General features: G+C 40.5%; 9 protein-coding genes and 1 riboswitch. Of the genes, 1 reads left to right on the forward strand and 8 read right to left on the reverse strand.

The genetic code is table 11. From position 1 onward, the window contains the following. Window positions 1-203: 203 nt before the first annotated feature. The 3 genes from LQ216_RS05310 to LQ216_RS05320 all read right to left on the reverse strand — a co-directional run bounded on the left by LQ216_RS05310 (window position 204) and on the right by LQ216_RS05320 (window position 7,469). Window positions 204-5,711 carry an Ig-like domain repeat protein gene (locus LQ216_RS05310; RefSeq protein WP_230127404.1) on the reverse strand — a complete coding sequence of 1,836 codons (5,508 nt, stop codon included), beginning with the start codon at window positions 5,709-5,711 and terminating at the stop codon, window positions 204-206. 83 nt (window positions 5,712-5,794) lie between these two features. Next, a riboswitch (cyclic di-GMP riboswitch) is annotated at window positions 5,795-5,886 on the reverse strand. 492 nt (window positions 5,887-6,378) lie between these two features. Next, complete coding sequence (locus LQ216_RS05315; RefSeq protein WP_230127406.1) at window positions 6,379-6,906, reverse strand: chromate transporter; 528 nt, start codon at window positions 6,904-6,906, stop codon at window positions 6,379-6,381. After that, entirely contained in the window at window positions 6,903-7,469 is a 567-nt protein-coding gene (locus LQ216_RS05320; protein ID WP_230127408.1) for a chromate transporter, read from the reverse strand. Before LQ216_RS05320 ends, LQ216_RS05315 begins: the two co-directional genes overlap by 4 nt. A 359-nt stretch (window positions 7,470-7,828) precedes the next feature. On the opposite strand from LQ216_RS05320, the gene LQ216_RS05325 reads away from it, so the two are divergent. Beyond that, a complete protein-coding gene (locus LQ216_RS05325; RefSeq protein ID WP_230127410.1) occupies window positions 7,829-8,023 on the forward strand; it encodes a hypothetical protein in 195 nt (64 codons plus the stop codon). Window positions 8,024-8,096: 73 nt separating this feature from the next. Here the strand turns inward: LQ216_RS05325 and raiA are convergent, their stop codons facing one another. The 5 genes from raiA to flaG form a co-directional block, all read right to left on the reverse strand. Next, entirely contained in the window at window positions 8,097-8,654 is a 558-nt protein-coding gene (raiA, locus tag LQ216_RS05330) for a ribosome-associated translation inhibitor RaiA (protein ID WP_230127411.1), read from the reverse strand. A gap of 215 nt (window positions 8,655-8,869) precedes the next feature. Further along, on the reverse strand, window positions 8,870-9,220 hold the full coding sequence (locus tag LQ216_RS05335; protein WP_230127413.1) for a flagellar protein FliT: 351 nt from the start codon (window positions 9,218-9,220) through the stop codon (window positions 8,870-8,872). Continuing rightward, on the reverse strand, window positions 9,220-9,621 hold the full coding sequence (gene fliS / locus LQ216_RS05340; protein ID WP_230127503.1) for a flagellar export chaperone FliS: 402 nt from the start codon (window positions 9,619-9,621) through the stop codon (window positions 9,220-9,222). The genes LQ216_RS05335 and fliS overlap by 1 nt, the downstream gene beginning before the upstream one ends. A gap of 20 nt (window positions 9,622-9,641) precedes the next feature. Further along, entirely contained in the window at window positions 9,642-11,768 is a 2,127-nt protein-coding gene (fliD, locus tag LQ216_RS05345) for a flagellar filament capping protein FliD (protein WP_230127415.1), read from the reverse strand. A gap of 15 nt (window positions 11,769-11,783) precedes the next feature. Then, window positions 11,784-12,152 carry a flagellar protein FlaG gene (flaG, locus tag LQ216_RS05350; RefSeq protein ID WP_230127417.1) on the reverse strand — a complete coding sequence of 123 codons (369 nt, stop codon included), beginning with the start codon at window positions 12,150-12,152 and terminating at the stop codon, window positions 11,784-11,786. Window positions 12,153-12,288: the final 136 nt, after the last annotated feature.

A 12,288-nucleotide genomic window follows, 5' to 3' on the forward strand; every position in this document is an offset into this window, starting at 1 on the left:
GAACACGTAGTTTAGTATAGTACAAAAGATATAGGATTGGAAAGTATTAAAATTGGTTATTTTTTCTATAAAAAGAGCATTTTACTTTCCCTTTCTTGAATTTACTTCTAATTCCTCTATTTCTAAAAAGAACAATTTGTTCTATATAAAGATGAAAAGCACCATCCAATAACTGGATAGTGCTTTTCATCTTTATCTTATTCTTACCAAGAAAAATTGTCTCGGCCATATGATACTTGGCCTGATGTTTTCCCAGGATTGTAGAGATCAAATTCTACGTAGCCGCTTACCCAGTTAAAGAAGCTGAGTCCAAATGGCCATTTGCTTAATCCTAGCCCAACACGGACTGTGAATAATGCCTTGTTTCCATTTAGCGCCTGTGAAGATGCTTCTATTTTAACAGGAAGCAATACGAAAAATTGTTTTTGAATTTCCGCTTTATTTCCTGCGGCGTCGGTTGCTTGAATCGTAAGGTTATACTTACCGGGTTTGCTTAAAGTTAGTCCTGCACCCTCTTCAACAACTCGTGGATCCCCAGTAGCATAAGGACTTGAAATAATCATTTTCCTATCGCCCAGACCAGACAATTGGTCTTCTAAAGAATACGTAAACTGAAGCGAATTCCAGAATTGATAACGGACTTTTCCGTCCATATTAATGACCGGGGCCGTTTTGTCAATCTTCACTTCCGCACTTTGTATTTCTTCTTTATTGCCAGCGTGGTCAACGGAGTAATAAGTGATTCGATTGATTCCTTCTGCATCAACAATGAAGGAAGTGCCTTCTTGATACTCCGATCCATTAATTGAGTAGTACGTCTTAGCTACTCCACTATGCGTGTCAGTTGCTGTTAATGTGACAGCCACATCTTCTTTGGTCCATGTGTCAGTCGCATTCGAATCAGTAACCGGCGCGGTTTTATCGGTCTTCACTTCAATCGTTTTTACTTCTTCCTTGTTGCCGGCTGCGTCAACAGAGTAAAAAGTAATTTCGCTGGCACCCTCTTTATCGACTGCTAAAGAAGTACCTTCCTGATACTCTGATCCATTAATAGAGTAATAGGTTTTCGCTACTCCACTACCCGCATCGGTTGTTATCAATGTTATAACTAAATCTTTGCTTGCCCATGTATCAGGAATAATCGTTTCGGTAACCGGTGCGGTTTTATCAATCTTTACTTCCGCAATCCGGACTTCTTCTTTGTTGCCAACCTCGTCTACTGAGTAATAAGAGACTTGGTTTACAGCCTCTTTATCGACTGTAAAGGACGTACCTTCCTGATACTCTGATCCATTAATAGAGTAATAGGTTTTCGCTATTCCACTGCCGCTATCAGTTGCCGTCAAGGTCACTGCTACGTCGCTATTTCCCCATGTATCAGGGACATTCGACTCGGTTACCGGCGCGGTCATGTCAATCTTTACTTCCGCAGTGCGGACTTCTTCTTTGTTTCCGGCCACATCAATGGAATAATACGTGACTTCGTTCACACCTTCTTTTTCTACTGTAAAAGAAGTACCTTCCGAATAATCCGAACCATTAACAGAGTAATAGGTTTTCGCTACTCCATTGCCGGCGTCAGTTGCCGTCAAAGTCACCGCTACTTCTCCATTTCCCCATGTGTCAGGGACATTCGATTCAGTAACGGGAGCGGTTTTGTCAATGTTAAATTTGACCGTTCTTACTGCTTCCTTGTTTCCGGCCTCATCCATGGAATAATACGAGACTTGGCTGGCGCCTTCTTTTTCAACCATTAGAAAAGTGCCTTCCTGATATTCAGAGCCATCAATAGAGTAATAGGTTTTCGCCACTCCGCTTTGCGCGTCAGTCGCTGTCAGTGCCACTTCTACATCTTTATTCGACCATGTATCAGTCGCATTAGATTCAGTAACCGGCGCTGTTTTATCAATCTTTACCTCTATTGTTTTTTTAGTTTCTGTATTACCAACCTTATCAACCGAATAGAAAGACAGTTTATTTACGCCTTCTTCTTCTACTGAAATGGTGTTCCCTTCTACAAATGGGCTATCGTTCAAGGAATAAAATGTTTTCGCCACTCCCGTCTCGTCATCGGTGGCATCTAATGTGATTTCTTGTATTTGATTGGTCCATTTTGTTGACGCATTAGCAACTGTTTCAGGCGCCTTTGTATCAACGATTAATTTCGCCAATACGACATTGGATGGTGCTGATTCGCCAAATGAATTACTGCTGGATGTAACGTAATATTCGTGATTGGCATACGTCAGATTTTGCAGCGTGTATGAAAGGTTATTAATGTTCTTTGCCACCAATACCGGCTGACCATCAACGATTTCATAGATATTATAACCGTTTGCGTACGTCGTAAAGCTCCAGCTGATCCGTGCACTTGTCGGGTTCAATACTGTCAGACTGGCTACTGGAGCCTGCATTTCAGGATACACAATGTCTTCGGTCACTATATTGGACGGTGCAGATTCACCAAAACGGGTATTGTATGCCGTGACTTCGTAAGAGTGAATATCTTCTGTTAGATTGTAGACTTTGTGATTCAGGGCTGTCCCTTTGTAGATTAGCTCCTTGTTACTATCCGTCACTTTATAAACTCTGTATTCATTTGCCCAAGTGACAGCTTTCCACGATAACGTAATGTTATTCGCATTAAACACACTTGCTTCTAATACAGGAGGCTGTACCACTGGCCAAATCAAGTTAAACTTAACTTCACTTGATTCCGGTGATTTCCCAAAGCGATTGCTGATGGAATGAACCGCGTAAGTATAATCACCCTCCGGCATATTCGTAAACGCTGTAGATGTTCCTGTCACAGCCCTTTTGAAGATCTTTTCACCATCAACAATTTGGTAAACGTTGTACCCTGTTGCATAGGTGGAAGCTGTCCATCTCAAGGTAATATCATTTCCACCAGTAATACTATGTGTTGGATTAACTGGTGCCTGCATGATCGGGAAAACCAATAACAAGCTTACGCTGCTGCTTTCTGCAGATTCTCCGAAACGGTCACTAAAAGCGTGGACTTCGAATGTATAATCGCCCTGAGGCATATTCGTAAATACCGTCGATGTTCCTGGTACAGTCCTATTTAAAACTTTTTCCCCATCAATAATCTGATAGACTTTATAGGATGTAGCATAGGTAACCGGATTCCATTTTAACGAAATATCGTTGCCGTTATTGATCGTTTGAACCAAATTTTCGGGTTTCTGCAAGAACGTGGAGCCTAATAAGATATTGATTTTACTTCCTTCTGCTGATTCCCCGAAACGATCGCTGAAAGCATGAACTTCGTATTTGTAATTACCCTCAGGCATATTCGTAAAGACATTGGATACACCGGTTACGGTTTTCTTCAGAACTTTTTCGTCATTAATAACCTGATAAATTTTGTAGCTTGTCGCGTATGGAACCGCAGTCCAGGTTAAGGATATGTCGTTACCATTATTAATTTTGAAAGAAGGATTGGCAGGCGCTCCTAATTTAGGATGAACCAACGATACTTTCAATTCCGCGCCATTCGGTGATTCGCCATAAAAAGGTGATACAGAATGAATGACGAAATCATAATCGCCTTCTGCCATATTAGTTAGAGCAGCAGTCGTACTTTGTACCGTGCGTGTTAGCACTTTTTCGCCATCGATTAAGCGATAGATTTTATAGCTGCTCGCATACTGGACGGCAGTCCATCTTAAGCTAATATCATTTCCGTTACCAATTGTGGAAGTCAGATTCGTTGGCGCTTCCATCGTTTGTCCGTTTAGCGTCACGTCAACTCTGGTACCCGCCTGTGATTCTCCGAAACGGGACGAATAGGAGTGAACCTGATATGTGTACTCACCAGGAAGTACATTACTATAAGAAATAGTTTTCCCAGACACTGTACTTTTTAAAATTTTCTCGCCATTCACAATCTGGTACACCTTATAATTTGTGGCATACTCAGCTACATCCCAGCTTAACGAAAATTCAGTTCCGCTTTTAACGGTTTGTATTACATTAATCGGAGCCTGCATTTCCGGTAAAACCACAGGGATAGAGAGGCGTTTGCCCTCTTGTGATTCCCCAAAACGAGTACTGTTTGAATGGATTACATATTCATAATCTCCTGCAGGCTGGTTAGCATAAGTTACGGTTGTGCCGGCAACCGTGCTTTTTAAAACTTTTTCGCCATTAATCACTTGGTACACTTTGTAATTGTTAGCATTTGGTGCTGCAGTCCATGTCAAAACAATATCATTTCCATTTTGGATCTTATAAGACGCTTCCGCTGGGGCTGTCATCGTTACAGATCCAACGTTAAAGGAAACTTTGCTTCCTTCCGCAGACTCTCCAAAACGAGTACTGTATGAATGGATTACATATTCATAATCTCCTACAGGCTGGTTAGCAAAAGTTACGGCTGTGCCAGTAACCGTGCTTTTTAAAGCTTTTTCGCCATTAATCACTTGATACACTTTATAATTGTTGGCATTTGGTGCAGCAGTCCAAGTCAAAGCAATATCATTTCCATTTTGGATCTTATAAGACACTTCCGCTGGGGCTGTTATCGTTACAGCTTCAACACTAAAGGAAACCTTACTTCCTTCCGCAGACTCTCCAAAACGGTCACTGTAAGAATAGACCTCATAAGAATAATCTCCGGCTGGCAGGTTTGTATACGTTACCGCAGTTCCGGTTACCGTGCTTTTCAGGACTTTTTCTCCATCAATCACTTGATAAATCTTATAACCGGTTGCGTTCGGCACACTTCCCCAGCTTAATACAGCATCATTGGTGTTTTGTAACTTAAAAGTCAAACTAGGCGGAGGTGTCATTGTTACCGCACTAACAGTTAATGCAATCGGAGTGCCTTCTAAGGATTCTCCGAAACGGCCGCTGTAGGAATAAACTTTATATTCATAATCCCCCGCCGGAAGATTTGTTAATTTTGCACTGGTACTGGTGACTGTGCTTTTTAACTCTTGTTGACCACCAATCACCTGGTAGATTTTATAGCTGGTAGCAAAGTTAACCGCTTGCCATTTAAGGTTTACATCACTACCGTTTGTAATAGAGAATGACAGGTTTGCCGGCTTTGCCATAACTGGGTGCGTTACATTCACATCCAATTTAGTAGACGGTGGAGATTCTCCATACAATTGATTGACTGCCGATACCGTGTAAGTATGTGATCCCTCTGCAGCATTAGCAACGGTGTATGTGCGTGATGAAGTGGATGTTACAAGCGTTTTTTCTCCTTCGGCCGAAATTTTATAAAGATTATAGCTTTCCGCATATTGAGAGGCCGTCCAACTCAAAACGATATCACTGCCGTTTTGAATCGTATGGGTCAAGCTTGTCGGAGCAGACATATCAGGATATGCAATGTCAACATCAATCGGTGCACCAGGACCTGATTCATCCTCTCCTGCTATTGTAGAAACAACATAGCTATATTTTCCTTCAGCAAGATTATTAAGACTGTAACTAGCTGTAGTTGTTTTTCCAAGTAAAGCTAGAGAACCTTCTTTAATTTCATAGACATTATAACCAGTAGCTCCAAATACTGAGCTCCATGTCAGTTTCCCGTCATCTGGTGTCGTCTTTTGAAAAGTCAAATTACTTGGAGGCAGAATACTGCCGGTATTCGCTAGTGCGCTTCCGAGTGGAACGGCCAATTGATACACGAAAATTGCAAAAACTAGAATGATACTTAATGAACGTTTTATCATGATTTCCCACCTTTTTCCGTGAAAAGGCCAAATAAAAAATGAACCTTAAGAACAAGGTTCATAGAATAACAACTATGTTTCCTTGTGGCTACCGGCTGCCGTTCACACTTTTTCCCGTGTGGGTAGGCCCTTGGCTTTGCGTCTCATAGTTTCCTATGATTTGCCCTTTTCACTTAGTATAGTATGACTTTATATCTAAAATATACCAATTAATAGGATGTTTGTCTAGTAAAATATGACTATCAATAAGAATAAATACCTATAAAACATACAGGGATTGTATCTGAAGTTTAGTTGTTTTTATCAAATTTGGTTCATCGCTCGTAAATTTGGATAATAGCTCTTAAATCTCAATAATCGTTCACAAAACAAATGCTGTCGATCGATTAAAACATCTTCATCTCTTATGCAGGATTATTGTAGTAAATAAAGAATTTTATCAAAGAACAGAAGGATAATGATACTTTTCACGATTTTTCTACCTCATTAAGCCTTTTACTGTAAATACCGAATTCAAAATTATCCCTTCTCCGCATATGACTAAAAGGATTCCCCATTCTATAGTGGGAACAGGAAAAAGCAAGATCTATCTCCAGCTAAATCACAGATAAATAGGGAACCCTCCACCACCATGAACGTACTGTGTGGGGTGAGGGTTCCCTTATCTTTATAAAAACATTGCGCCATAAATCAACGCACCCGCTATAACGTATGCGGGATGTACTTTCATCCTTTCCATCAACACGTAACTGAGCGCGCCGATGACGACAGTTTGAAGCCAGCCGACGCTTTCATAGGAAGAAAAGAAGAAATCGTAGGTCATCACGCCCAGCAAGACGGCAATAACAGGCCGTACTACAACGGTCATCCTTTTCACGCGCGGTGATTCTTTATGCTTCATCAGCAAGCCGAGCAAGCCAAGCATTAGAATTAATGATGGGGCAACAGACGCGAACACACCCATGAACGCTCCTATTATTCCGCCCTGTTCATAGCCGATATAACCTGCCATCTTCGTGGCAATCGGACCTGGCAGCGCATTCCCAATAGCGAGCACTTCACTGAATTCATTTACCGTCATCCAGCCGTAATGGTCCACCACTTCTTTTTTAACTAAAGGAATCGAAGATGGACCTCCCCCGTAACCGAGTATGCCCGGTACGAAAAACGCCCAGAAAATTTGCAAATAGATCATGATGTCGGATTCTCCTTTTCTTCTCCAGGAGAATTTCTTTTCAAAAGAGCCCCCAATAATAAGGCGAAAATAATAATCGCCGGATGAATGTTTACGGCTTGCATTAGCACCAAACTGACAACTACGAAAACAAACGTCCAAACCCGTCCCAAGCTCGAATTCATCGACTTCTTAAAGAATTCCCACGTCATCGTCAGCAGCATAACGGCAACAACCGGCACAACTGCAGCAGCCATCCCTTTCACCCAGGGTTGATCTTTATAGGAGTTCAATACATTTAAAAGCAAAATCATTAACAAAATCGTCGGCACCATTGTCGCGAGAAGCCCATTAAATAGGCCCCAAACCCCGCCGGCACGGTAGCCGATATATCCGGCAAGTTTAGTTGCAATCGGACCTGGCAACGCATTCGCCAAAGCAAGGATATCGCCGAACTCATCGGCTTCCATCCATTTATATTTCTCAACGACTTCTTTCTTAACGAGCGGAATCGATGACGGTCCCCCACCATACCCAAGTATCCCAACCCGAAAGAAAGCCATAAAAATATCAGCCTGCTTCAATTGAAATCTTCCTCTCTACCCTGCTCCCAAAAAAATCGAGGGAATAATAATACGAGGGCATCCCTTCATTACTTATCATTCTCTCCTATTTTATCATCCGGCGACACTTCCGTCAGTCCACGACCATTCCCGTCTTTTTCGACTAAAAGCTGTGACGGATAAGGATGATCGAGATAGTCCAATCCTCCCATTTTACAAAAAATATACTAGTATTATATAGAAACTTTGCTATATTTTTATATATACTAGAGTTGAACTTACTATTAGCATTACTTTTTCTCAGTAATCGATACGCAAATTATTATAGCAATAATATTTACTTGACACTTTTTCAAAAAGGGATAAGAAAGGAAAATTGAATGATCTACCCAACCTATCAAAGTAAAAACAACCAAGTCGTCCATATAGTAGAAGATCAACAAATTTGCTTATGCGGTCTTAAACACCATTCCTTTTATGAACTGAACAGAAAAGATTTACGAAGCATTGTGTTTAAGCCGGTTGATAACGTCACATGTGAAGATTGCCTTGATAAGTTTAAAGACTTTTCCTAATTCTATATCACTAAAAAAATAAAAACGCAGCCCGAAATTTTTCAGGACTGCGTTGATTTCATTTATCATCCATTTAGCTTGGCTCGATTAACCCATAGCGGCCATCCTTACGGCGGTACACTACATTAGTTGTACTTGTTTCAGCATTTGTGTAAACGAAGAAATTATGTCCCAGCATATTCATCTGCAGAATCGCTTCTTCGCTATCCATCGGCTTCAGGTCGAAGCGTTTATTACGGACAACCTCTAAGTCGTTATCCTCTTCTTCCTCGAAAGGAACTGTCTCAGTTTCTTCAAATGTTGTTGCGAACATTTCGGAAGTACTTCCAGTCGCCCTGAACTTGCGGTTAACCTTCGTCTTATGTTTACGAATTTGGCGCTCAAGCTTATCAGTAATCAGGTCAATCGCTGCGTACATATCAGCATTTGCTTCCTCGGCGCGCAATACCAAATTCGTCATGGGGACCGTCACTTCTACCTTGGACGTGTTATTAAGAACCTTCAAATTCACATGTGCATCAGCAGTTGGCGTATTACTGAAATACCGTTCCAATTTGCCGATTTTTTTCTCTACATACTCTCTAATTGCTGGAGTTACCTCAATGTTTTCACCGCGAACGTTGTAATTCATAAAGTGAGTCCTCCTTTAGAATAAGACTATATAGTTATATTCTACGATACCCTTAACAAACCCTTCACAAACAGTTGATAATTTGTGTCGAATTATGAAAAATGAGTCGAAAGTTGTAAATATGGATGGTATCGTATTTACATTATTATAACAATTCTTATGACTTAAGAAAACCAACCATGCCTGAAAAGTATGGTTGGTTTGAAAAATATTCTTTAATTTTTTTTATCATAAAACATTCCGTCGGTGGAAAGCGGTTGATAAGGGTTGGCGTACTTCTTATGATTTTCTTTTTTCTGCTTGATTTCTTTAAGGTCGAGGCCGATTTTTTGTTTAACAAGAAGCAGTTTCTCGTTTAATGATTTCTCCATTGCAATCAGCTTTCGTCCAAGTTCAACTTCCGCTTCTGTATAAGGCTGGTTGAAATCTTTCAGTAAGACCTGCCTTTCGTCGAGCATTGTTTCAATCACGCCAACGCCTTCATCCCTGTCATCAGCTTGCTGTATACTTTCGGCAAGATTTATCAGAATACTAGTCGATTCATAATAGGCCTGCAAACGATTCATTAAACAGACCCGCCCTGTGAGTATTGCTTCTGGCGGTTTATTAGGATGACCTGTTTCCAAGTGTCACGGAATTCTGTAATAAACTCTTCCACTTCATTTAAGATGCCGCTATCATTTTTGACATTTGCTTCAATTAACTGGCGGAGCAGATAATCGTAAAGGGTCATCATTTGTTTGGAAACTTCCAAATCCATGTTCAAAGTCACCATCAATTCCTGAATGATGTTCTGGGCTTTTTGAATATTTGTGTTTCTATTTTCAATAGATCCTTCTGTGATTGCTATCTTTGCCTGTGAAATAAATTTTAAACAGCCATTATAAAGCATTAGGGTCAAATCACCCGCTGAGGCTGTGTTTACTGAATTCTGTTGATAGGCTTGATATGGATTGCCAAGAGCCATCATTAGACACTTCCTTTATATTATGCTCCGCTAAATTGCTGCATTAAATAATTCATCTGTTCATTTGAACGCTGAATTGCTTTTTCCATTGCGGTGAACTGGCGCCAGTATCGGTCTTCTACCTGCAGCAAACGTCTTTCAAAACGGTCGATGCCGGAGTCTACATTATCCAGTTCCCGCCCAAGTGTAAACTGCTTCCGAGTTGAAAAGGAGTTCCCTGCTTTTGCCTTTAATCTATCCATACTGTCAGAAATGGAATCATATAACCTGTCGAGAATTCCCTTTTGATCGTTTGTATCTCCTGAAGCGTTAAACAGCGTTTCAATGCTCTTCGGGTCAACTTCAACTGCTTTTATCAGTTCAGCTTCATTAATAACTAGTTTTCCGCCTTCTAAATAATTAGCCGAGGTTTTGATACCAATTTCGGACAGCTGATCATAAGCCGAACTGATTGTATCATTACTAACCGGCGCATAGAAATCCAACCGCATCTTAGAAAGTACGCTGGATAAGGCAGAGTCCTTACGAAGCAACCCACTTTTTGCTTTTTCTTCCCATTGCTCTTGTTGCTTATCGGACAATCCTTCTCGCTGTTCATCAGTAAGCGGAGTATAGTCACGGTAGCGTTCTTCTCCAGTTTTCTTTTGGATCTTATCAATCATTTCATTGTATTTTTTAACAAATTCTTTAATATTCTCAACAACTTTACCTGCATCATTATTTACATTTACGCTGACTGCTCCTTCGCTTTCTGCGAATATCTTCTTAAGAGTGAAAGTTACCCCATCCATTTCAAATGAATTAGAGGTTCGCTCAGTATCCAAACCGTTAATTGTGAACATTGCATTTTGAGCCTGAGTTATATTTGCTGCAGGAATTGAACCTGTGCTTATATCATGAAAATTAAGAACATCAGTAACAAATTTACCGCTAGCGACCATTTCATAGCCGAAATTATTTGCAGCGTCAGTATTAAAATCGCCTGTTTCTGTTCTTGATAAGGACATTCTCTTCGTCTGTGAATCATAAAATAAAGATGCTCCTACATTGGAACTGTTGACCTTAACAATTACAGAATTGAGTGATTCACCGCCACTAATCAGGATATTCTCATGCTTTGCTCCCTTTGAAGTATGAGTATCCAATTGAAAATTCGAATACTGGTGGCTGTACGACATCTCTAATTTATAGCTATAAGTCTTTCCTGCCTCAGGCGTTGTCGGCGGTAAATGATTACCCATAGCTGGAGTAAACGTGATCAGTCCAGTGGCTTTGTCAAGTGTTCCAACTGTTCCTGTGGAATCAGTGATGTTTCCATTTATATCAATATCCAAAAACACATCAGTCGTAGTGTCCACTCCGCCCTCTGTGACGTTCTTGGTTAACTTTAGCTGTGAACCAGTAGCCACTACCGGTCCGTCCGCTAACTTCCATGTACTGGTAGTACTGCTTAATGAAGTTGAAACCGTTTTGTCCTGAGCTATATAATCAACCTTAACAACACTATTAGCAGCAAACTTTTTATTAAAGGTAAGTTTTCCATCGGTACCAACCAATACAGTATTATCGCTCAGTTGTGCCGGGTCCGTTGTGACCTTATACGAGGTTCCGTTAACTTTTACGGACCAGTCCAGTCTATGATCCGTAGCGTTAAGATTCGTCAGGCTGAGATCATATTCGAAATTCCCACCGGATGCTACTGCTGTATTATCTTGGACAGTTAAGGACTTTGATACTATCGCACCTGTTTTCCAATCACCCGTTCCAGCAGTCTGTGTATAAAGACCTCCAGCTGCATCGAGCGCTAGTGGATTTAAATTTAGCTGCGTCTCTCCCTTCGCCAGTTGAGTCACTTTTGAAATAGAGTTTGAAGTCTGATTAGCAGCACTGCTAGCCGTTATCGAGACTCGAGAATCATCTGTTGAACTTGTCGTCCTTGCCCGGAAATTCGAGCTTAGCTTCATTTGTGTCAATTCAGATCGAAAATTAAGCAATAAAGTATTCATTGATCGGTAATCGTCACGTTGCCATTCAAGTATTTGTTTTCTTTGCATTAATTTATTAAGCGGTAACCTCTCAGCCTTCATCAAGTCGCCGACGAGCTGGTCAATATCCATACCGCTTGCTAATCCGCCTATTCGTACCATTAATCATTCACCTACCTAAATTTTTCTATCCACTAACAAACCCATAAACTCTGTCATGGCCGCAAACATATCAAGCATTTTTTTCGGTGGTATTTCCCGAACCACCTCATGGGTAATATCATCCACTAACATTACATAATACTCATTTAACTTTTCATGAAATTCAAATTTCAAAGAAGTATTAGAGGGCTTTAAAAACCGATTTAAGCCTTCAACTATATTCTCTACTTGCTCCTTTGTCTTTTGTGCAACGGGGAATTCTCTTGCATCTTCAGAATTACTCGTCTTGGAAAAGATATCTATCTGGGGGACTTCTAGTCTTCCTTCTGAGATGGTTGTTCTAGGTTGAGAGGAAAGGTTAATTGTTGCTAAGCGATTAATCATCGTTTATTCCTCCCGCTATATATTATGTTATTAGTTATATCGACAGTTTCATTAAAATTTCTAGTTTCTAAGAGAAGTTAGTTAAATTAATAAGAGGGATTTTGGAGTTTTTGTAATGGATAAAAATTTATCATCT

The sequence above is a fragment of the Bacillus sp. CECT 9360 genome (assembly GCF_918741275.1).
Taxonomy (GTDB): Bacteria; Bacillota; Bacilli; order Bacillales; family DSM-1321; genus Peribacillus.

Excerpts from the sequence above, each read along its gene's own strand:
- LQ216_RS05310 (WP_230127404.1), bottom strand. The coding sequence starts at position 5,711 with ATGATAAAACGTTCATTAAGTATCATTCTAGTTTTTGCAATTTTCGTG.
- LQ216_RS05315 (WP_230127406.1), bottom strand. The coding sequence starts at position 6,906 with ATGATCTATTTGCAAATTTTCTGGGCGTTTTTCGTACCGGGCATACTC.
- fliS (WP_230127503.1), bottom strand. The coding sequence starts at position 9,621 with ATGGCTCTTGGCAATCCATATCAAGCCTATCAACAGAATTCAGTAAAC.
- LQ216_RS05325 (WP_230127410.1), top strand. The coding sequence starts at position 7,829 with ATGATCTACCCAACCTATCAAAGTAAAAACAACCAAGTCGTCCATATA.
- raiA (WP_230127411.1), bottom strand. The coding sequence starts at position 8,654 with ATGAATTACAACGTTCGCGGTGAAAACATTGAGGTAACTCCAGCAATT.
- LQ216_RS05335 (WP_230127413.1), bottom strand. The coding sequence starts at position 9,220 with ATGAATCGTTTGCAGGCCTATTATGAATCGACTAGTATTCTGATAAAT.
- fliD (WP_230127415.1), bottom strand. The coding sequence starts at position 11,768 with ATGGTACGAATAGGCGGATTAGCAAGCGGTATGGATATTGACCAGCTC.
- flaG (WP_230127417.1), bottom strand. The coding sequence starts at position 12,152 with ATGATTAATCGCTTAGCAACAATTAACCTTTCCTCTCAACCTAGAACA.